We start from the raw sequence: 21,977 nt of genomic DNA on the forward strand, positions 1-21,977 counted from the left end.
GTTACTTAAATTTTTTCTTCTATATCTTTTCTAAGGTCTAATTTTCTAAAGGCTGGTGAAATAATAGACGTAAAAATAACAGTTAATAGTGTCATACTTCCACCAAATACAACAGCAGTTACAGTGCCCATGTATTTAGCAGTAATGCCACTTTCAAAGGCACCTAGCTCGTTTGAAGATCCTACAAACATGGAATTTACAGAAGATACTCTCCCTCTCATATGATCAGGGGTTTTAAGCTGTAGTATGGTTTGCCTTATTACCATTGAAATTCCATCTGTAATTCCACTAAAAAACAAAGCAATCACTGAAATCCAAAAAACAGAAGAAACACCAAAAACTATAATACTCACTCCAAATCCAAAAACAGCTACTAATAACTTGATACCCGCTTTTTTATTAATCGGAAAATAAGCTGTGGTAAACATAATTATAAATGCTCCTACAGCTGGAGCGGCTCTTAAAACACCAAAACCTTGAGGCCCAACTTTGAGAATATCCTGAGCAAAAACAGGCAATAATGCAATAGCACCTCCAAAAAGGACAGCAATCATATCCAAAGTAAGAGCCCCCAAAACTGCTTTGGTCTTAAAAACGAATCTTAATCCTTCTTTCAAACTTTTAAATACAGGTTCCCCTATGTTGGGATTCATTATTGGTTTTTTAGGGATCTTAAACAAACAAATGAAAGCTAGTGTAGCCCAACCAACAATAACTAACATCGACCAATGCACATCAATCAAACCAATAGTAAATCCAGCAAGTGCTGGGCCAGCTACAGCTCCAATTTGCCATGTGGAACTACTCCAAGTAGCAGCATTAGGGTATATCTTTTTGGGAACTAATAATGCCAGAAGAGAAAATATCGTGGGACCTAAAAAAGCTCTTACAATACCTCCTAAAAAGACAAGAAAGTAAATTCCATATAAGATAGTAGATTCAGGCAGCGAACTCCTAATACTAGGTAATGTCAATAGAAACAAACCTAAACTAATTGCCAAAAACCCTAAAATACATATTAGTAGTAAACCTTTCTTCTCTTTTTGATCAACAATATGGCCAGCAAATAAAGCCAAAGACACGGCAGGAACTATCTCCATTAGTCCAATGATACCTAAAGAAAGAGGATCTTTTGTGAGACTATACACTTCCCATTCGATTACTATAAACTGCATAGTCCAAGCCATCACCAACGATAACCGTATCAATAAAAAAATAGTAAACTCTTTATATCGTAATGCTGAGTATGGATCATTTTTCATTAAAAAGGCGATTAGTTTTTTAACAAAGATAGTATCTTCGTCTACAAAATATAGCCAATTGTTATCTTATCTGAAATGGCCAAAATACCATAGTATCCATTATACAAACTTGTATTAATAGTATGGTTTTTGATGATTAAATATGTGATATCGCCTAAACTATTGACATATAAAGCAACTTATTAAAAAAATGAAACGATATATAATACTCATTAACTTACTATCCATATGCTTTTTCTCCAAGGCACAAGAGAAAGTATTTGAATTAAAAGATAGTTTTGTAAAATTTCAGTCTAATAAGGAATCTTATGCATTACCAAATCAGCTTACTGGTGATTTAATGCTTCTATTAGAAGAAGGTAGACAGTTTCGCGCACATTTGCTAGATAACGGCTACACCAATACATCTAAGATTTCTACCAAAACAATCCCTTCTAAATACAGATACATCCTAGGATATAATATTGAAGGAAATACATATTCCATTTTCTTCAGTGATAGTTGGAGTACTAAATTTGGAGTTCAAACTTTTGACTTTGACACAAAAACTGCTAAAAACACATTTTTAGACTTTAAAATTAAAGGAGAGAAATATGTAGAAAGTGTTGTTTACAACAACAAAATTCATGTAATCACCATTACAAAAAAATCATCGGATCTGAATATTTACACTTTTGACAAACAATTTATACCTACTAAAAATACAGTTTCTTTAAAAGAATTAGAATATCCTAACCCTAGAAGCAGAAATCACACCATAAATGCATACTATCTGTTACTTTCTGATACAGGAGGAATTTCTCGTTCTGTTATAGATATTGAAAAAATCGAAGGAAGCAACCCTAACGTTATTGAAACTACTTCAAAAGAAAACAAGTTATATCAGTTTAACAATCAATTGGTTTTTAGTTTTGACTATAATCATAAGAAAACTCAATTGTGCTTTATTGATTTAGAGACTTTTGAAACCGTTGTGAAATCTTATGATAAGCCATCTAATACTGAAGAGGGATATCGTAAAAGTAATTCTTATATATTCGATAATAAGCTTTTTCAGATCGCCAGTTCCAATCAAAAAATGAAATTTACTGTATTGGATCTTAAGACTGAAAAAATGATTAAAGAATATAAAGTAACTAAAGAAGATACGATTCGATTTAAAAATTCGCCTATCATTCAGGAAGGAGGAGGTATACTTCCTGGTTTTTCAGAGAATAGAGTTAGAGAAATGGAAAAAACATCCAAATATCTTAGGAAAATCTCTTCCTCTGATTTAGGGATATCCGTGTACAAAGTAGATAATGCTTATAATATCGTACTTGGGGGCACAAAAGAAATTACTACTAGCAATGGATATACTGGAATTAATGGATTTGGTGGTGGATTTGGTATGGGAGGTACTGTTGGTGGTTCTACTGTTGCGTGGATAGGCTTTAATCCAACCTTCTATAACTATAGTAGTTATACAACCACAAAGTCTACATATATCAACTGCCTGTTTGATAATAACTTTGATCATATCCAAGGAGATATTAAGAAAAATGGCTATGATCGACTATTTGAATTTGAGGACAATTTAGATATCAAAACCAAAGCGGTTAATATCTTTTTACACAAGGACAGGTTACATTATGGTTTCTTCGATCCCAATAAAAGAACCTATGAATTATACAGCTTTAAAGAATAGTCCTCTACATTAAAAATAATCTATTAGTACATAAAATAACTATAAAAAGATGGTCTGACTCTTATGTCCCATATAAACCATAAGATTTAAAAAACATATATCGTATATAATTAATCATATGTATACGTTCGCTACCTTACCTTATTTATATTTTTACGAGAATTAAAACTCTCAAAAAAATCATAAATCAGATATCGGAAAACAAATGAAAAAAAGTATTTTAATCATCTCGTTGTTATACATAAATGTCACAAGTGCACAGTTTGAAATCAATTTTGAATCCTTAATGGATCAAAATGTCGTTTCTAATACAGACAAACTAATCTCTTATAGGGATTCAAACCCTAAAGTTAAAGGGATCAATACATCAGGAAATGTTGTAAAAGTAATAGAATTACCAGGAGCCGAATATTGGGGTTCTACAATAGTTGATAAGTTTCAAAGAAAGGTAAATTTTAAAAATGGAAGATATTTCAGTGTTGATTTTCTTTCCCCTAAATCAAAGGGAATGATCACTCTAAAATTTGGAAAAGATATCGAAAAAGATTTTATCTATTCAGGAAAAGCAAACACTTGGCGCAGAGCTGTTTTTAATTTTTCAAATATTTCAAAATCTACTACTTCTCTAAAAATTGAAATATTCTTTGACTTGAAAGATTATAGCGATCCTTCTACATTTACTGATAAAAATATGTCCGAAGAAGTCTTTTGGTTTGACAATATTCGACAAAGCAAGCGTAGAATACGTAAAAAGAGATAAGCTCTAATTTTATATTTATTAGATCCAGCTTAATTATACACAACATTTTATATCTAATTTATAATTAACGTTCATATTACTTGAGTATTTTCATATTCAAATCTACCCCCAACAACTTGATTTTTCAAATAACTATTGTGTTGTTTTGCCCCTAACATGGATCTTAAAACATCTTAATAGTGTAGCTTGATATCATTCTTAAAAGATAAAATAAAAATTTAGTTCACAGGGAATAGAGTATATTTGATTTAAAAAGACAGGTCATGTTAGTACTCATGAAATGGATGATCAATTAATATAAATTTTTCATGCTCAAAATAGCATATCATCCTATATATAAACATCCTTTACCAGAAGGGCATCGCTTTCCGATGATCAAATATGAATTATTACCTAAACAATTACTTTATGAAGGTACTTGTATAGAAGAGAATTTTTTTACACCCCAAATACCTGATTCTCGCCATATTTTGGCAATTCATACTCAAGAATATTATAATGAACTTACGAAACTCACCTTAGATCGCAAGGCTATTCGCAAAATAGGTTTTCCATTGTCACAAGAATTGGTGGATCGAGAAGTAATCATTGCTGATGGCACCATTAAAGCTTCAGAATATGCGTTACAACATGGAATCTCTATGAATATCGCAGGTGGAACGCATCACGCGTATACTGATCGTGGTGAGGCTTTTTGCTTATTAAATGATCAAGCGATTGGAGCAAAATATTTATTGCAAAAGCAATTGGCAAAAAAAGTATTAATACTTGATCTGGATGTACATCAGGGTAACGGAACTGCAGAGATATTTGAGAATGACGATGATGTATTTACATTCTCGATGCATGGAGCAAGTAATTACCCTTTTAAAAAAGAACAATCCGACTTAGATATTCCTCTTGATAATGGAACTGAAGATGTGGATTATTTAAAAACCCTAAAAGAAATCCTTCCCCAACTTATAGAAAAACAAAAACCAGATTTCATTTATTATCTCTGTGGTGTAGATATTTTGGATTCGGATAAACTAGGTAAATTGAGTTGTACGATTAATGGCTGTAAAGAAAGAGATCGTTTTGTACTGCAAACTTGCAAGGATCTATCGATTCCAGTAATGTGTTCTATGGGTGGTGGATACTCCGCTGATATCAAAATCATAATTGATGCACATGCAAATACCTTTAGATTAGCTCAAGAAATCTATTTCTAAGATAATTGAAAATCAAAAAATGCTAAAACTGTAAGTATTATAATACAACCTGTAGACATAATAAACCTACATATAAACAATTTCAACACTTCCCTTTAACAAATTCGCAAGTACCATAGCGTTTTAGTGCATAAAAAACTAAAAACCAATACAGTTAAAAGTTTTTTGATAAAAATTCCATTTATACAAAATAGAATCAATAACGAAATACTAAAAGTTTTTACGCAATCGTTATAGATGTTTATTAACCGTAACACAAATCATCAAAATGAAAAGTTTTTACATTACCCTATTGTGTGCATTACTTATATGCATCAATGCTACCTCACAAACCGATAATTGCGAAGGCAATTGGTTATCTACTAGTGGCAATAAACTGCTTGACTCCGATGGAAATGAAGTAATTCTAGCTGGAGTTAACTGGTTTGGTTTCGAAACTCAAATAAGTATCCCTCACGGATTATATGCTAGGGATATTGAAGGGATGTTGCAGCAGACAAAAGATTTAGGATTCAATTGTCTTAGAATTCCTTGGCATAATATGATGCTAAGAGACGGTGCTACTTTTCAAGAAGCAAATTACTGGGTAAAAGATCCTTATACATATGACGGAACACCAGAAAACGGCCCATATTCTAATTTAGGGCTTCAAGGGCTTACGAAACCTATTGAGGTTATGGATTATTTGATCCAATGGTGTCAGGATAATGATATGAAAGTTATATTAGACTGTCATTCCAGAAACCCTGATGCATATTTAGTTGAAAAACTATGGTATACTGAAAACGTATCAGAAGAACAATGGATTGAGGACTGGGTATTTATGACGAATAGATATAAAGACTTTGATGCCGTAATTGGTATGGATATCAATAACGAACCTAATGGAAAAATAGATAACCCTGAAGGAGCTCGTTGGGGAACCAATGACCAATATGATTGGAGATTGGCTGCAGAAAAATGTGGAAATGCCATTTTAGCAGCGAACCCAAATGTATTGATTATGGTAGAAGGTATTGAAGCTTACAATAAACCAGATGGTACCGAAACTTCTTACTGGTGGGGAGGAAACCTACAAGGTGCTCGAGATTTTCCTGTAAGACTTAGTGATCCTACAAAATTAATGTATTCTCCGCACGAATATGGCCCAACAGTATTTGCTCAAGAATGGTTTACAGCGGCAGATTTTCCAGATAATATGCCAGGGATATGGGAAGAACAATTCAATTTCTTAAATACAGAGGGAACCTCGCCTCTACTTATTGGAGAATTAGGAATTAAAGGACAAGGAGGATTAGATGAAATCTGGTTCCAGAAATTTATAGACTTTATTAAAGAGAAAAAACTACATTTTACATTTTGGGCATTAAACCCTAATTCTGGAGATACAGGTGGTATATTTGATAATGATTGGAGTACGGTGGTTCAATGGAAAATGGATTATTTACAACCAATTTTATCAAATCCAATCCCTAACTGCTCTGCAGGTAACGTATTAAGTATAAATGATCTATCAGATATTTCATTTAGCGTATATCCGAATCCTGCAACCCAAATAATAAACTTTAGCTTTAAAGAAGGAACTATTGCATCAATAGGTATTTATGATCTTAACGGAAGAGAAATAAGCGTACTTGATGACAATGAAGTATTGTCTTCTAACAGCTATACATATGATGTTTCTAAACTAGCTTTAGGGATGTATTTGTCTAAGGTTACTCTTGCAAATTCGAAAGAAACTTTCACTAAAAAAATACTTATTCAATAACAGACTTTATTAAACTAATATGTAAAAGCAACTAGTTACCGAACTAGTTGCTTTTTTGTTTATGATGCTTAGGAAATAAGCCTAGACAGAAGCCGTTTACAAACGATTAAGTCGGATTATTGTATCTTGCTGATTTAAATATAACACAATGCAAAAAGACTGTCCGGAATGTGGTGAAAAAATTATCGGTCGAGCCGATAAAAAATTCTGCAGTGATTACTGCAGAAATGCTTTTAACAATAAAATTAATAAGGATAGTAAAAATCTAGTAAGAAATATTAATAATCGCCTCAGAAAAAACTATAGGATACTAGAAGAACTCAATCCCAACGAGAAAACAAAAACTACAAAATCAAAACTTATCGCCAAAGGCTTCGATTTTCAACATTTTACAAGTATTTACACAACTAAAGTCGGTACGATATATTATTTTGTATATGATCAAGGGTACCTTCCGCTAGAAAATGAATATTACGCTTTAGTTAAAAGAAATAGCTAGTATGCATATACTTAACATTTTAAAACTTGATTTGGGAAACGGAGGTTTCTTTTTTATTTTCCTCTTTGGAGTTATTATATTTCTAATTTTTTCGCGAATTTACAGTAAGAAAAACAGAATACTCCGGAAATTAAAGGAGTATCCTTTCAAGAAAATTCAACTCTGCAAAGAAAATGAATATATAAAAATCAAAGGGAAAGCTTTTCCTATTAATGAACCTTTTATATCTCCTATCGGAAAAAGGAAATGCTTGTATTATAAAATACAGGTAGAAGAAAAAAGAAGCAACGGAAAAAGCAGCTCCTGGAGAACCATTATTAAAGAAGAGAAATTTCAGGACTTTATCATTGAAAGTCAGGGTGATAAAGCTATAGTCTCTACAAAAATTCCGAAAAGCGCTAAAACTGTTTATCTTAATCAAGACGTAGAATATACATCAGGAACCTGGAATGACCCCCCAAATTTTTTGGATCAATATTTAAAATCTCACGGTAAAGATAGTACTGGATTATTTGGTTTTAATAAAAGCATACGTTATCGAGAAGGAGTCATAGAAATAGGAGAAAAAATCACAATATTGGGTACAGGAAACTGGAAAGAGTCCGATCAAAATCTTGATCGATACTCTTCTAAAAGTTTATATATATCTGGTGATAGTGAAAACAAACTAATCATAACAGATGATCCTAAGGCACAAGAGTTAAAAAAGAAATAAAACCTACTTGTCTCTCCAATTCTGGCTATTCATTTTTAGGGCTGCTTTCATTACGTCCTTTTGACTAATCTGCCCTACTAGCTTGCCATCTTCTAAAATTGGAAATCGTCTTCTTTTAGTTTCTAAAAACTTATTTGCAGCATCAAAAATACTAATGTTTCCATCGATGGTCTCCACATTTTTTACCATAAACCTTTCTACATTAGCATCATCAATAGGCATGTTATAATAACGACTTTCATTTAACTGTTTGATACAATCTCCTTCAGAAATAATACCTAGCAATTCATTTTGTTCATTGACAACCGGACCACCTGAAATTTTGTTTTTTACTAATGACTCCATTACTTCCAAAACGGACTGTTTTGGAGAAAAAGTAATCAAATTTCTGGTCATATAATCCGAGACTTTAATCGGTGTATTATCTTGTTTTTTTACCTTAGATCTAGCGCCCTGAAAACTTATAATTCCCATAATAATAGTGATTTAGTGAATCTTAAATATAGTCATTTTACATTACTTATTCAATGGATTTTTAACATTTATAATAGTAAAATCTTATTTTATTACCTTTATCACAACTAATAAAACAGATAAATATTAGTTATTACTAAAAAAACTAACACTCGTGACACTTATCTTAATAGATATTAAATAAATGAGACAAATAGCAATCAAATTGATAAAATTGAGTTTACTAACATTTCTTTTATACGTTTCCATTTTTGTAATAAATACTTACCTACATCTCTTCACGCAAACTAACACAAACAACCAATAACTGATGAAAAAAATTCTTTCAGTACTCACACTTATATTAATTGTTTTCTCTGTTTGGTATACTTTTTATAGTAGTATGCCTCAGCAAATTTCTGGTCTCGACACTCCTGAAGAAGAATTTTCTACTTTGCGAGCACTTGAACATGTTAAAAAAATATCTGAAAAACCCCATTACTTAGGTAGCCCAGGACATCATGAAGCTAAAGATTATATTATAGAAGAACTCAAAAAACTAGGCTTATCACCCGAAATTCAGGAAGGTTTTTCTATCGGTGATAAAGGTAGTATGAGCAAACCTCAAAATATAATTGCTAAAATCAAAGGCACATCAGAAGAAGGCAAAGCATTACTCCTCCTCTCACATTATGATAGCAGTCAACATTCTTCCTATGGAGCAAGTGACGCAGGAAGTGGTGTTGCAACTATTTTAGAAGGTATTAGAGCGTATATAGCTCAAAACAAAACTCCTAAAAATGATATTATCATATGCATTACAGACGGAGAAGAGTTAGGCCTAAATGGAGCTAATTTATTCGTATCAGAACATCCATGGACGAAAAATGTAGGCCTTGTACTAAATTTTGAAGCTAGAGGAAGTGGGGGAAATTCTTATATGTTGATGGAAACCAATGGTAAGAATGGTAAAATGATTGAAGAATTCATAAAAGCAGATCCACAATTTCCTGTAACAAATTCATTGGCATATAGCATTTATAAATTATTACCTAATGACACTGATTTAACCGTTTTTAGGAGACACGGAGATATAGAAGGATATAATTTTGCTTTTATTGATGATCATTTTGATTATCATACTGCCAATGACACATGGCAAAATCTAGATCTGAATACGTTACAACATCAAGGTAGTTACTTAATGCCTCTATTAACTTATTTTTCTAATTCTGATATTACAAATCTGAAATCAGAAGAAGACTTCTTATATTTTAACGCTCCAATATTTAAGATTATTAAATATCCATTTAGCTGGATTTACCCTTTACTCGGGTTGGCTATTTTTCTATTTATTGGTTTCATAGTGTATGGAAAAGCTAGGTTTCGTATTAATGCAGGAGAAGTCGGAAGTGGGTTTTTAGCATTTATTATTTCTGTAGGTTTAGCAGGGGCTTTAGGTTTCGGACTTTGGAAATTGATATTGATCATTTATCCGGAATACAATGATATTTTGCACGGTTTCCCCTATAACGGATATTATTACATTGCAGCAGCTATATTACTGGCTGTTGCTGCTTTCTTTAAAGTATACAGTATTTTTGATAATGTAGAGGAACTACCCAGTATATTGGTAGCGCCTTTATTTTTCTGGATTGTAATTTGTGGAGGTGCTGCTATTTATTTAGAAGGTGCTAGTTATTTTGTTATTCCTGTAATTCTCTGTCTTTTATGCCAGTTTGTTTTGATTAATCAGAAAAGACCATTTCCGATACTGATGCTCATTTTATGCCTTCCAGCTATTTTTATGATTGTACCATTTATAGCCTCATTTCCAGTTGCTTTAGGATTAAGAATTGCTTTTGTCTCATCTGCACTAACCGTTTTACTATGTACATTACTCCTACCAGTAGTAGGTTTTTATGCTAAAAAAAGTATGCTAGGTACTGTCGTATTTGTATTAGCATTAGTATGCCTTGGAGCATCTCACTTTAAATCCGATTTTAACGAAGAAAGGCAAAAGCCAAACAGTTTAGTTTACATAATACACGAAGATCAAAATAAGGCTTATTGGGCATCTTATGACCATACATTAGATTCCTGGACAAAAAACCATATAGATCGTCTTAAAAATCTAGATAAAGATTGGAATCAAAACACTATTGAAAGTAAATATAGTAACGCTTTCAACTATGTGAATAATGCTTCCTTAAAAGATTTTAAATCGGTAAAGGTCGAAACCTCTTTTGACAGCATACAAGGAGATAAAAGAATACTGGATATTTGCCTTCGCCCACAACGCAATATCAACAGGATTGATTTGTTTATGCGTAAATCTTTTAATTTTGAAAGTTTATTGGCAAACGGAGTTGCTCCAAAAGATGTAACCAATAAAGACGGATCTGTTTATAATGCATTCACTAATCGCTGGAATAATCGTTTATTGACATATCACCTAAGAGATAATGAGCCCCTAGAGTTAAGAATGCAGTTTCATAAGGATTCTGTGCCAGAAATCGTTGTATATGAATCCTCATACGATCTGCTTGAAAATGAGGCTTTTTCTATTCCAAAACGTTCTGAAACGATGATTCCAAAACCCTTTATCCTGAATGACGCCATTACTATTAAGAAAACTTTGAGATTCGAGTACACTGAAAAACCTCAGGATTCCACATCTTTGCAAAAAGATCAATCTACAAATTTATCAGAAGATAATGAACAAACAAATTAGTATCCTAGGTACGGGATGGTTAGGACTACCATTAGCTAAAGCTTTACTAAAAGAAAAATATATCATTAAAGGTTCTACAACCTCTGAGGATAAATTAACTAATCTAAAAGATGTAGGCATCCATCCATCTCTTATTAAAGTTAAAGAAAGTGGTCCCAAAGGTTCTATAGATTCATTTTTAGAAGGAAGTGAGATTCTTATAATTAATATTCCTCCGGGACTAAGAAGAAACCCAGAAAGCAATTTCGTAGATAAAATTCGAAATTTGATGCCATTCATAGCAAAATCAACCATCAAAAAGACACTTTTTATTAGTTCAACTTCTGTTTTTGCAGATCAGGAAGAATTTCCTTTGATTACATCAGAAACTATCCCCAATGCATCTTCAAACGCAGGAAAACAATTAATACAAACGGAACAGGTTCTGCGAGATAATCCAAATTTTGAAACTACTATACTACGTTTTGCTGGTTTGTTTGATGCCCGAAGACATCCTGCAAGTATGCTTTCGAAAAGAAAAAATATCAAAAATCCACAGGCACCAGTAAATCTAATTCATAGAGAAGATTGTATAGGCATTATTAAAAGAATAATAGAAGTAGATCACTGGAATGATACTTTTAACGCATCCTATCCAGAACATCCGCCAAAAGCTGAATACTATAGTACAATCTGCAAACAAATGGGACTAAAAATCCCCGATTATGATTATGAAACTTCTTCTAAAGGAAAGGTGATTGATAGTAACAATTTACAAAATGAATTAGAATATAGTTTCACTCATAGCTTAGGCATATCTACTAAATAAAATTATATAGAAATTCATTACTTCTACCAACGTATCTATAACAAGTACAATAAATTTCTCAATTGAAACACTCATCTATCTAGGTCATTCTGCCTCCCTTTAAATTCTTAGGTTATTATCTTTTAAATTCTTTTCTCAAATATTGAATATTACAACCTAATAATAAGCTCCTGTAATAGCTTTTTAACTTCTCGTAGATATATTTTTAACAATTCTCTTCCATTAAAAAATCATTACTAATTCTAATTTATATCAAACAAATACTAATTCATGATTAAGGCCTTATAGATAACGACTTAGATTTATCAAAGAACAATCGCCAATTTTTAACAAAGTAACAAATCATGAAATTAAACTATTCAAATGCTAAAGGATTCAAAAAACGGATATCCTTTGTCTCAATCATACTTCTATCTGTTTGCATAACATCTGTATACTCTCAAAATAAGGTTGGAGACCCTGGAGTCACCTTCGACCCAAGTAAATATGACAGTAGATATCCGCAAATGAAAAAATGGGAAACTGCTGGAGTAAGAGGAGGCATCCCTTTTATGAATGATCTAAGAATTGTAAAAACTCTTAATAACGGCGACAATAGTATTGCAATCAATAAAGCAATTAATGATGCTTCAAAAGAATCTGGTTTAGTAGCTGTTTTATTAAAAAATGGGAGCTATACTATCAACCAACAAATATCTATGAAATCCAATGTTTGTCTTATAGGTGAAACCAGAAATGGAGTAAAATGTGTTATTAAAATGAACAGAGGAAGCGCTTTCTATTTTAATCAAGTGCGTAAAAGTGGTATATACAATTTAACTATTCAAGGTAGTTGGGGAAAACCAAAATACCCATGGAATTATAGTTTAAATGCCAATGACGAACTACCTAATAATGATAACATTTCTGTAAAGTTTAGAAAGTCTTCTGATTGTTGGTTAGATAAAGTAAATATTTATGATTCTGCAAAAGATCCTGTTAGGGTTCCTTCTAATCATATTACGCTACGAGATCTTAAAGTGGATGGAGCTCATAAAAAAGCAGGAGGTGCGCAAGGCTATTTTTTTATTCAAGGTGCCTATAATTTAATTACAGGATGTGAAATAACACATTTAAGACATATTTCATTGCAAGGTGGTAATGTAGAATATAATGTGGTTTATGATAATGATTTTAGACAAGAAGTAAGTTTTCATAGTGGAGATAATGGAAATAATTTGATTGAGAACAACAGAATTACCCTACCTAAAGATATGCCTAACTCTAAAGCAGACACTCCCAATGCTCCTTACAATAATAATCAAGAACCTAACTACTATGCAATTATGGGACCTTGGTCTACACAGCATCAAAACTCTAATCATCCAAATTTTGTTTTCAAAAACCAATGTAAAGAAGAGAATCATAATGGTACAACACCTTGGTCAAATCCTTCAATATTGTACAAAGGCCCCAGAAAAGTAAAACCAGCCAATCCTGCTACTAATTTTCCTGCTTTACCTACGAGTCAAACACCAAGTGGGGGAACATTATACCCTGTTATGATTGAGGACTCCAACCCTCAGAATGAAATCCCAATAGTAAGCTTTATTAACCCTAATCAAGATGCTCAATTTGATCCGGGAACAAGTCTAAAGCCGATAGTCAATGCTATCGATACAGATGGAACTATATCAAATGTAAAGTTATATTTAAACAACGAATTAATAAGAGAAGAAAAGTATGCTCCTTATGAATGGGGACATATAAGCGATAGAGATTCTCAGCTAAAAAACCTACAAGAAGGAACATACACTTTAAAAGCTATTGCTACGGATAATGAAGGAGGAGTTCAGGAAGCTATCATAAATATCAAAATTGGCTCTAACTCTACCGCTCCAATCGGACAGCTTATATGGTTAAAATCTATAATAAACAATCGATATGTTGTGGCAGAACAAAAACTACCTAACGCCCCTTTAGAAGCTGACAGAAAAGCTTTAGGGTCTTGGGAAAAATTCACGGTTATTGATGCCGGAAACGATCTTATAGCATTACAATCATTGCCAAACAAAAAATACATTTCAGCAGATAAAATCATTGCAAACACATACCCTTTAGTTGCGGATAAATCTATAATAAATTCCGCTGAAAAATTCGAATGGATTGATCTTGGAGACAACAGAGTAGCACTAAAAGCAAATATTAATGGCAAATATGTGCAATCCAGACAAAATCAAAATGATTCTCCTCTTTACGCAAGAGGTAATGTGATTGCAGGATGGGAAACATTCACTTGGGGTATTACCTCCAAAAAAGAAAATGATCCTTCTACAAATGAATCAATACAGATATATCCGAATCCCGCAAAAGATTATATTAGTGTTGTAGGACTTACTACAGGAGATTATATCTCTATTTATGATTTGAAAGGTAAACTGATACGAACAGTAATTGCTAAAGAAACAGATGAACAATTAGAAGTATCTGAACTATCGAAAGGTATGTATATTGTTTCCATATTTGGAGGTGCTAAATTAAGATTCCTTAAAAAGTAAATTGACGTATTATCTTTGCTCAAAGTAATAAAAAAACCCGAAGCTATACTTCGGGTTTTTTTATTCACATAGATAAGTTTTACCCTTTCAAACTAGCACTTAAATACTCACGATTCATACGTGCAATATTTTCTAAAGAAATTCCTTTTGGACACTCAATCTCACAAGCTCCTGTATTGGTACAATTACCAAATCCTTCTTCATCCATTTGATTTACCATAGCCATCACCCGATCCGTAGCTTCTACTTGTCCTTGTGGTAATAATGCATATTGAGATACCTTAGCAGAGGTAAACAACATTGCAGAAGCATTTTTACACGCTGCTACACAAGCACCACAACCAATACAGGTTGCCGCAGCAAACGCATCATCTGCATTATCTTTATTAACTGGGATCGCATTGGCATCAATTGTATTACCAGAGGTATTTACAGAAATATACCCACCTGCGTGTTGAATTCTATCAAAAGCACTACGATCTACCATCAAATCCTTAACAACAGGAAATGCTTTTGCTCTAAATGGCTCTATAAAAATAGTATCTCCATCGTTAAACTTACGCATATGTAATTGACAAGTGGTTACTAACCTATCCGGTCCGTGAGGCTCTCCATTGATCTGTAAAGAACAAGATCCACATATTCCTTCTCTACAATCATGATCAAAAACTACCGGTTCATCACCTTTGGTAATTAATTCTTCATTTAACACGTCTAACATTTCTAAAAAAGACATGTCCCCCTCAATTCCAGATATTGGATATTCTACTATCTTTCCTTGTGACTTAGCATCACTCTGACGCCATATTTTTAATGTAAGATTCATAGCTTTTATTTATAAGAACGTGTTTTTAATTCAATGTTTTCAAATACTAAATCTTCCTTATGAAGTACAGCATCTTTAGGCTCTCCTTTATATTCCCAAGCAGAAACATATTTAAAGTTTTTATCATCTCTTAGTGCTTCTCCTTTCTGTTCCCCATCTTGTTCAACAGATTCTTCTCTAAAGTGTCCTCCACAAGATTCGTTTCGATCCAAAGCATCTTTTGCAAATAGCTCTCCTAACTCAAGGAAATCTGCAACTCTTCCTGCCTTTTCCAATTCCTGATTCATGCCATTAGCATTTCCAGGAACTTTTACACTTTTCCAGAAATCTTTTCTTAAGGCAGAAATTTCATCAATTGCCTCTTTCAATTCCTTTTCATTACGAGACATTCCGCATTTGTTCCACATGATCTTACCTAATCTTTTATGGTAATAATCAACAGAATGTTCTCCTGATCCACTCATTAATTTTTCAATCCTATCCTTTACGTGTTTTTCAGCTTCATCAAACTCTGGTGTGTCTGTTGGTATTTTCCCAGTACGAATATCCTGAGACAAATAATCTCCGATTGTATACGGCAATACGAAGTATCCATCAGCTAAACCTTGCATTAATGCAGAAGCTCCTAGTCTATTTGCTCCGTGATCAGAGAAATTAGCTTCTCCTGCAGCATAGCATCCTGGAACCGTAGTTTGTAAATTATAATCTACCCAAAGACCACCCATTGTATAATGAACCGCAGGATAAATCATCATTGGTGTTTTGTATGGATTTTCATCTACAATCTTCTCATACATCTGGAATAAGTTACCATATTTGTCCTCGATAACTTTTTCTCCAAATTCTAATATCTGTTCTGCTGTTGGGTTATGAATACCTGAAGTTAATGCTTTTTCTTTACCGTATCGCTGTATCGCCGCGGCAAAATCAAGATATACAGCCTCTCCTGTTTTATTTACTCCAAAACCTTCATCACAACGTTCTTTAGCAGCTCTTGATGCTACATCTCGAGGAACTAAATTACCAAATGCAGGATATCGTCGCTCTAAGTAATAATCTCTTTCCTCCTCGGATAATTGTGTTGGTTTTAATTTACCCGCACGTATCGCTTCTGCATCTTCTTTTCTTTTTGGAACCCAAATTCTACCATCATTTCGTAAGGATTCAGACATCAATGTCAATTTAGACTGATGATCTCCTGATACCGGAATACACGTTGGGTGAATCTGAGTATAGCAAGGGTTTGCAAAGAAAGCTCCTCTTCTATGCGCTCTCCAAGCTGCCATTACATTACTCCCCATTGCATTCGTACTTAAGAAGAATACATTTCCATAACCTCCAGTAGCCAATACTACAGCATGCGCAGAATGACGTTCTATCTCACCAGTTACCAAATCACGTGCTATAATTCCTCTAGCTTTTCCATCAACCTTCACTAGATCTAACATCTCATGACGATTAAAAGCTTGTATTTTCCCTCGGTTGATCTGACGATTCATGGCCGAATATGCTCCAAGTAATAACTGCTGACCGGTTTGTCCTTTCGCATAAAAAGTACGAGAAACTAATACACCCCCAAACGATCTATTATCAAGTAATCCTCCATACTCGCGAGCAAAAGGTACTCCTTGAGCAACACACTGATCGATAATATTTCCTGAAACCTCTGCTAATCTATATACGTTTGCCTCTCTCGAACGATAATCACCTCCTTTTACAGTATCATAAAAAAGACGGTAGTTAGAATCTCCATCTCCCTGATAATTTTTTGCTGCATTAATTCCTCCTTGTGCTGCAATAGAGTGCGCACGACGAGGAGAATCCTGATAACAGAATGTTTTTACATTATATCCTAGTTCTGCTAGCGTAGCAGCAGCACTTCCTCCTGCCAATCCAGTTCCCACAACGATAACATCTATATTACGCTTGTTGGCCGGATTCACCAGGTTAATTGTGTTTTTATGTTTTGTCCACTTATCTGCCAGTGGACCTTCTGGTATTTTAGAGTCTAAAATTGACATAATAGTGGTTTTAATGATTATGATTAAAATGAAGTACTAAGGATATAATTATAAATCCTAAAGGAATTACAATAGCAAACACCTTAGCAAACTTAGTCGCTCCAACAGAAAATTTATTGTTGAAACCAACAGATTGAAACGATGATGCAAATCCATGCCACAGGTGCAATGCTAAGAAAACAAAAGACAATACATATAATCCAGTACGTACCGGACTTACAAATTTCTCCGTCAATTCGTGATAGTAACGCGATGGGTCTTCTGGTGCGAACTCTATATATTTATGTACTATTTCCGGAATCCAGAAATCATAAAAATGTAATCCTAAAAATGCTAAAATCACCAATCCAGAAAGAATCATGTTTCTGGACATCCAGGAAGCACCTGCCCCTCCGTTATATTTAGCATATTTAACTGCTCTTGCGTTTCTGTTTTTTATTTCCAAAACAAATCCCATAATAAAATGGAAAACTACTCCAAAAATCAGTACTGGTTGCAATGCAAACTGAACTACCGGATTTGTACCCATAAAATGCGATAATTCGTTAAAAGTATCAGGGCTAAAAACAGAAGTAAAATTGATGGTAAAATGCTGTAATAAGAAAAATACTAAGAAAAGTCCCGAAAGTGCCATCGCAACCTTTCTAGCTATTGAAGATTTTATCAATCCACTCATTATAAAGAATGTTTAAAAATTTGATTAGCAAAAATAAGCTTCAAACTTGTTTTTAACAAGATTTTGAACCAGTAATACAGTATTTATAATGAATTAAAATAGATTATAAATTTTGTTTAGCTTTCATTACGAAATCGTTTGAAATATAGCGCTAACTTTGAACAAAAAGTAATTAGCTTCATAACTAAAATGTTAATTTTATGTCATAAATCATAATGGGATTCAGGCTTGCAACTATTACGTTTACATCATCAAACTGATATTTCAAAACTAATATTGCAAAAAGATGTCATAAAGCTGTTAGTTATCGTCTCTTCAAAATATTAAAAAACGAAAAACACTACTTTTGAAAAACAATCAAACTTTTAACACATTACTTTTAGGTGAAACAGTTCTTATTAAAATTTATTCTTTTAACACCTTTATTCCTTTTAGGAAATACACTAACAAATGCAAATCAATCTAACACACAAGATAGCTTAGCAACCAAATCTCCTCAAGAATTAATAGAGCATCTAATACAATCCTCTAATTCTAAACAAAGTAAACCTTATGAAGTTGCTCTTTCCAATCTTTTTAATGACAATTCGATTTTAGCAGAGCACTATTATAGTGTTTCTGATACTTTTTATGAAAAAGGAAAATACGATCGCAGTATATACTATTTAGACAAAGCAATCAAATCAGTTAAAGGTGTTAAAAATGATTCTCTTTTATGCAAATATTTTATCGCATCCGGCAATTCATATTTAAAGGATTGGAAAAACCAAGAATCTCTGGATTATTATAACAAAGCCTTAAATATTGCTCAAAGTAATGGGTATATTAGAAATGAATTTATTACTAATTCTAGCATATCCATTATTCTAAGAAGAATGGGGCAGCTTGATAAAGCCCTTAAAGTTTGTAAAAACTCATTAAAACTTACAGAAAACTCAATTGATAAAAATACCGAAAATCACGTCAGGCTTATTAATATTATAAGTGAAATTTACTTAGATCAAAAAAAATACGATTCAGCTAATCATTATGCAGACATCGGTTTAATTATGAGCAAATCATTAGATTTTTCTATTGGATCCATTGATTTATATACAAAAAAAGGGGTTGTGTATTCCCATAAAAATGACAATCAGAAAGCATTGCTATACTTTCATAAAGCTGAAGAGATCCTCATTGACAAGAAAATTACTCAAAAAAAATCGATTTTAAACATTAATTACTTTCTAGCAAATCATTTTTATGAGGAAAAAAAATATAACAAGGCAATTTCTTATCTAAACAACACTATCCCCATCTTAGAGGAAAAAGATGCTCGAAATAGTAGAGTACTTGATACATACATTTTATTAGCAAATTGTTATTCTAAAATCGGTAAAACCAATGAAGCTATGCATTGGCTCCAAAAGCTCATAAAATTAAAAGATCAATTTGAAGATGCTAAACATAAAACGATTACTAAATTACATAAACAAGAGATTCATGAATTAGAAAATCGAATGGAAATAATTACAAATGAAGAAATGAAAGAAGAACGTTATAAAGAATATACATTCTTCTTGCTATTATCCGTTTGTATTATCTTAATTTTTATTGTTTTTAAATATTTCAAAAAACAAAAAACAAACAATGCACGATTTAATGAATTATTAGGAAAGATAAACTCACTAGAACCCAAAGAAAAGAACCTCGTACAAGCAGTAATAATTAATGATAAAAAAGTTAATGCTGTACTAGATGGATTGGAAAAACTGGAAAATCAGGAATATTTCTTAAATACTGATTGCGATCTTAGATCCCTGTCTAAAAAAGTAAAAACGAATACAACCTATTTGTCTAAAATTATTAAAACACATAAGGCAGCTAGTTTTAACGATTATATTAACGACCTAAGAATCGAATATGCGTTAAAACGATTAAAAAATGATAAAAAATTTAGATCTTTTTCTGTTAAATCAATTGCCTTAGAAATTGGATATAAAACCGACAATTCTTTTACAAAGCACTTCAAATCAAAGACTGGATTAAACCCATCTTACTATATCAAAAAAATAAATAATCAATATTACAACTCCTAAAATCTCATAGCATTAAGCGAATTTTTCCAAAAGATAAAAATATGGTTACTTAGTCCATATTTCTCACCTTAATTTCTTTAAAATACGGTTACCTATTTATGAATTTCCGGGTATAAAAAGTACCTTGAAATCATATTCGTTGGAGTGTGTATAAATAAAACTCATTTAAAAACATTAAGATTATGAAAACAAAACAAAAAAACACTATTGCCTTAAAAAAGCTTACTATAGCTAAGATTAATCACGATACAATGATAAAAATAAAAGGTGGAGAATGTGATCCTACAAAGCCTGATACCGGAAGCCATTTGACTCACTGTAATTGCAATGATGTATATTAAAATCAAACCTCTTAATTAACTGTTATTTTACATCCGTATTTTTCGCAAAATACGGATGTTTCATTTTTTTACACCTTCATTTCGATATAACTTGAGTTGAAAATCAGTGTATGATGAGTACTTGATTTTAACAAGGGTAAACCGAAAACCTTTTTATAGAGTAGGTAGAACATCAATAGTTTAAAAAACAAAATTATGTTATCAAAAATTCTAAAATTAAAAGACGTTGCCAAATTGGACAAAACAGAACAGTTATCTATCAACGGAGGCTATTATTGCAGAACAAATCTACGTTGCGAAACATCACAAGATTGTTGGGAAGTAACAGGTGATTTTTCGGATAGATGTAACCAAGGTTATTGCCATATATTTTAGATATTAATTTAATTTGTCATCAGTAAACCCTGATATTTTCAGGGTTTTTTTATACCTTCTCTTTTTTTGATGTATAACTATGAGGAATATCCACACAAAATTGCCCAACGTATCCACAACAATTTTTACTGTAATGAGTAAAATGGCAAATGATTATAAAGCTATTAATCTCTCTCAAGGATTTCCAAATTTTAAAACTGACAAAAAATTAATTGATTTAGTAACCATTGGCATGCAGAAAGGACATAATCAATATGCGCCTATGCCTGGTTTATTATCTTTAAGAAAGGTGATTGTAGAAAAAACGAATGCTCTTTACAACAGTGATTACCATCCCGAAACCGACATAACGATTACTTCTGGCGCTACACAGGCTATTTTTACGATTATTTCAGCATTTATTCATCCTGGAGATGAAGTGATCATTTTTAAACCCGCCTATGATTCTTATGAACCTTCTATAGAATTATTTGGAGGAACGATCATTCCAATTCAACTATCAGCACCTAGTTTTACTATTGATTGGAAAGAAGTTGCGAGTAAAATTACTTCCAAAACAAAAATGATTATCATCAACACTCCTCATAACCCATCCGGAACTGTTTTATCAAAAAACGATATGCTCCAGCTAGAAGCTTTATTAAAGAATACAGATATCATTTTATTAAGTGACGAAGTCTATGAACATATTATTTTTGATGGTCAGGAACATCAGAGTATTGCTAGGTTTCCCGGATTGGCAGAAAGAGCTTTTATTACTGCTTCTTTTGGTAAAACGTTTCATACTACTGGCTGGAAAATGGGATATTGTATTGCACCTAAAGATCTGATGACTGAATTTAGGAAAGTGCATCAGTTTAATGTATTCTGTAGTAATCATCCTGTGCAACATGCATTGGCAGCGTATCTAAAAACACCTGAACATTATTTATCCCTACCCAATTTTTATCAAGAAAAAAGAGATGTATTCTTATCATTAATCAAAGATTCCAAATTTTCATACATTCCTGCAGCGGGAACTTATTTCCAATTATTAGATTATACAGCTATTACTGACGAAAGTGATGTGGCGTTCGCCGAAAGACTAACAAAAGAACACAAAATTGCTTCTATTCCAGTTTCGGTATTTAATCTTAATCAACAAGATGATAAAGTGCTACGATTTTGTTTTGCTAAAACAGAAGACACCTTGAAAAGAGCTGCGGAAATTTTATGTAACATATAAA

At 32.5% G+C, this 21,977-nt stretch carries 17 protein-coding genes; 12 read left to right on the top strand and 5 right to left on the bottom strand.

Annotated elements, in window-relative coordinates; all coding sequences use genetic code 11:
* Positions 1–5 precede the first annotated feature (5 nt).
* The gene (locus D1818_RS12880; protein WP_118459412.1) at positions 6–1,262 is read right to left on the bottom strand and encodes an MFS transporter; all 1,257 of its coding nucleotides are present in this window, start codon (positions 1,260–1,262) and stop codon (positions 6–8) included.
* A gap of 190 nt (positions 1,263–1,452) precedes the next feature.
* Between D1818_RS12880 and D1818_RS12885 the strand changes: the two genes are divergently transcribed.
* The 6 genes from D1818_RS12885 (at position 1,453) to D1818_RS12910 (ending at position 7,902) form a co-directional block, all read left to right on the top strand.
* Positions 1,453–2,949 (top strand): hypothetical protein, encoded by a 1,497-nt coding sequence (locus D1818_RS12885; RefSeq protein WP_118459413.1) that lies wholly within the window; start codon positions 1,453–1,455, stop codon positions 2,947–2,949.
* A 205-nt stretch (positions 2,950–3,154) separates the two neighbouring features.
* Positions 3,155–3,709 (top strand): hypothetical protein, encoded by a 555-nt coding sequence (locus D1818_RS12890; protein ID WP_118459414.1) that lies wholly within the window; start codon positions 3,155–3,157, stop codon positions 3,707–3,709.
* Positions 3,710–4,017: 308 nt separating this feature from the next.
* Positions 4,018–4,920: a histone deacetylase gene (locus D1818_RS12895; protein ID WP_118459415.1), complete on the top strand. Its 903-nt coding sequence runs from the start codon at positions 4,018–4,020 to the stop codon at positions 4,918–4,920.
* A gap of 268 nt (positions 4,921–5,188) precedes the next feature.
* The gene (locus D1818_RS12900; protein ID WP_118459416.1) at positions 5,189–6,688 is read left to right on the top strand and encodes a cellulase family glycosylhydrolase; all 1,500 of its coding nucleotides are present in this window, start codon (positions 5,189–5,191) and stop codon (positions 6,686–6,688) included.
* 148 nt (positions 6,689–6,836) lie between these two features.
* The gene (locus tag D1818_RS12905; protein ID WP_118459417.1) at positions 6,837–7,187 is read left to right on the top strand and encodes a hypothetical protein; all 351 of its coding nucleotides are present in this window, start codon (positions 6,837–6,839) and stop codon (positions 7,185–7,187) included.
* Position 7,188: 1 nt separating this feature from the next.
* Complete coding sequence (locus D1818_RS12910; RefSeq protein WP_118459418.1) at positions 7,189–7,902, top strand: GIDE domain-containing protein; 714 nt, start codon at positions 7,189–7,191, stop codon at positions 7,900–7,902.
* A gap of 3 nt (positions 7,903–7,905) precedes the next feature.
* On the opposite strand, the gene D1818_RS12915 is transcribed toward D1818_RS12910, so the two are convergent.
* The gene (locus D1818_RS12915) at positions 7,906–8,376 is read right to left on the bottom strand and encodes a CBS domain-containing protein (RefSeq protein ID WP_118459419.1); all 471 of its coding nucleotides are present in this window, start codon (positions 8,374–8,376) and stop codon (positions 7,906–7,908) included.
* Between the two features lie 310 nt (positions 8,377–8,686).
* On the opposite strand from D1818_RS12915, the gene D1818_RS12920 reads away from it, so the two are divergent.
* The 3 genes from D1818_RS12920 to D1818_RS12930 all read left to right on the top strand — a co-directional run bounded on the left by D1818_RS12920 (position 8,687) and on the right by D1818_RS12930 (position 14,434).
* On the top strand, positions 8,687–11,089 hold the full coding sequence (locus D1818_RS12920; RefSeq protein WP_118459420.1) for a M28 family peptidase: 2,403 nt from the start codon (positions 8,687–8,689) through the stop codon (positions 11,087–11,089).
* Positions 11,073–11,897: an NAD(P)H-binding protein gene (locus D1818_RS12925; RefSeq protein WP_118459421.1), complete on the top strand. Its 825-nt coding sequence runs from the start codon at positions 11,073–11,075 to the stop codon at positions 11,895–11,897. Before D1818_RS12920 ends, D1818_RS12925 begins: the two co-directional genes overlap by 17 nt.
* 344 nt (positions 11,898–12,241) lie before the next feature.
* Positions 12,242–14,434, top strand: coding sequence for a T9SS type A sorting domain-containing protein (locus D1818_RS12930; protein ID WP_118459422.1), 2,193 nt, complete (start codon positions 12,242–12,244; stop codon positions 14,432–14,434).
* Between the two features lie 79 nt (positions 14,435–14,513).
* On the opposite strand, the gene D1818_RS12935 is transcribed toward D1818_RS12930, so the two are convergent.
* The 3 genes from D1818_RS12935 to D1818_RS12945 are packed head-to-tail and all read right to left on the bottom strand — an operon-like array spanning position 14,514 to position 17,957.
* Positions 14,514–15,260 carry a succinate dehydrogenase/fumarate reductase iron-sulfur subunit gene (locus D1818_RS12935; RefSeq protein ID WP_118459423.1) on the bottom strand — a complete coding sequence of 249 codons (747 nt, stop codon included), beginning with the start codon at positions 15,258–15,260 and terminating at the stop codon, positions 14,514–14,516.
* Between the two features lie 5 nt (positions 15,261–15,265).
* The gene (locus tag D1818_RS12940) at positions 15,266–17,281 is read right to left on the bottom strand and encodes a fumarate reductase/succinate dehydrogenase flavoprotein subunit (protein ID WP_118459424.1); all 2,016 of its coding nucleotides are present in this window, start codon (positions 17,279–17,281) and stop codon (positions 15,266–15,268) included.
* Between the two features lie 10 nt (positions 17,282–17,291).
* A complete protein-coding gene (locus tag D1818_RS12945; RefSeq protein ID WP_118459425.1) occupies positions 17,292–17,957 on the bottom strand; it encodes a succinate dehydrogenase cytochrome b subunit in 666 nt (221 codons plus the stop codon).
* 383 nt (positions 17,958–18,340) lie between these two features.
* Between D1818_RS12945 and D1818_RS12950 the strand changes: the two genes are divergently transcribed.
* From D1818_RS12950 to D1818_RS12960, 3 genes are all read left to right on the top strand, one after another.
* Positions 18,341–20,035 carry a tetratricopeptide repeat protein gene (locus D1818_RS12950; RefSeq protein WP_118459426.1) on the top strand — a complete coding sequence of 565 codons (1,695 nt, stop codon included), beginning with the start codon at positions 18,341–18,343 and terminating at the stop codon, positions 20,033–20,035.
* Positions 20,036–20,217: 182 nt separating this feature from the next.
* The gene (locus D1818_RS25335) at positions 20,218–20,376 is read left to right on the top strand and encodes a hypothetical protein (protein WP_158596908.1); all 159 of its coding nucleotides are present in this window, start codon (positions 20,218–20,220) and stop codon (positions 20,374–20,376) included.
* Positions 20,377–20,830: 454 nt separating this feature from the next.
* Complete coding sequence (locus D1818_RS12960) at positions 20,831–21,976, top strand: methionine aminotransferase (protein WP_118459428.1); 1,146 nt, start codon at positions 20,831–20,833, stop codon at positions 21,974–21,976.
* Position 21,977 lies beyond the last annotated feature (1 nt).

Origin of the sequence: Aquimarina sp. BL5, assembly GCF_003443675.1 — a bacterium.
GTDB lineage: Bacteria > Bacteroidota > Bacteroidia > Flavobacteriales > Flavobacteriaceae > Aquimarina.

Excerpts from the sequence above, each read along its gene's own strand:
- D1818_RS12880 (WP_118459412.1), bottom strand. The coding sequence starts at position 1,262 with ATGAAAAATGATCCATACTCAGCATTACGATATAAAGAGTTTACTATT.
- D1818_RS12885 (WP_118459413.1), top strand. The coding sequence starts at position 1,453 with ATGAAACGATATATAATACTCATTAACTTACTATCCATATGCTTTTTC.
- D1818_RS12890 (WP_118459414.1), top strand. The coding sequence starts at position 3,155 with ATGAAAAAAAGTATTTTAATCATCTCGTTGTTATACATAAATGTCACA.
- D1818_RS12895 (WP_118459415.1), top strand. The coding sequence starts at position 4,018 with ATGCTCAAAATAGCATATCATCCTATATATAAACATCCTTTACCAGAA.
- D1818_RS12900 (WP_118459416.1), top strand. The coding sequence starts at position 5,189 with ATGAAAAGTTTTTACATTACCCTATTGTGTGCATTACTTATATGCATC.
- D1818_RS12905 (WP_118459417.1), top strand. The coding sequence starts at position 6,837 with ATGCAAAAAGACTGTCCGGAATGTGGTGAAAAAATTATCGGTCGAGCC.
- D1818_RS12910 (WP_118459418.1), top strand. The coding sequence starts at position 7,189 with ATGCATATACTTAACATTTTAAAACTTGATTTGGGAAACGGAGGTTTC.
- D1818_RS12915 (WP_118459419.1), bottom strand. The coding sequence starts at position 8,376 with ATGGGAATTATAAGTTTTCAGGGCGCTAGATCTAAGGTAAAAAAACAA.
- D1818_RS12920 (WP_118459420.1), top strand. The coding sequence starts at position 8,687 with ATGAAAAAAATTCTTTCAGTACTCACACTTATATTAATTGTTTTCTCT.
- D1818_RS12925 (WP_118459421.1), top strand. The coding sequence starts at position 11,073 with ATGAACAAACAAATTAGTATCCTAGGTACGGGATGGTTAGGACTACCA.
- D1818_RS12930 (WP_118459422.1), top strand. The coding sequence starts at position 12,242 with ATGAAATTAAACTATTCAAATGCTAAAGGATTCAAAAAACGGATATCC.
- D1818_RS12935 (WP_118459423.1), bottom strand. The coding sequence starts at position 15,260 with ATGAATCTTACATTAAAAATATGGCGTCAGAGTGATGCTAAGTCACAA.
- D1818_RS12940 (WP_118459424.1), bottom strand. The coding sequence starts at position 17,281 with ATGTCAATTTTAGACTCTAAAATACCAGAAGGTCCACTGGCAGATAAG.
- D1818_RS12945 (WP_118459425.1), bottom strand. The coding sequence starts at position 17,957 with ATGAGTGGATTGATAAAATCTTCAATAGCTAGAAAGGTTGCGATGGCA.
- D1818_RS25335 (WP_158596908.1), top strand. The coding sequence starts at position 20,218 with ATGAAAACAAAACAAAAAAACACTATTGCCTTAAAAAAGCTTACTATA.
- D1818_RS12960 (WP_118459428.1), top strand. The coding sequence starts at position 20,831 with ATGAGGAATATCCACACAAAATTGCCCAACGTATCCACAACAATTTTT.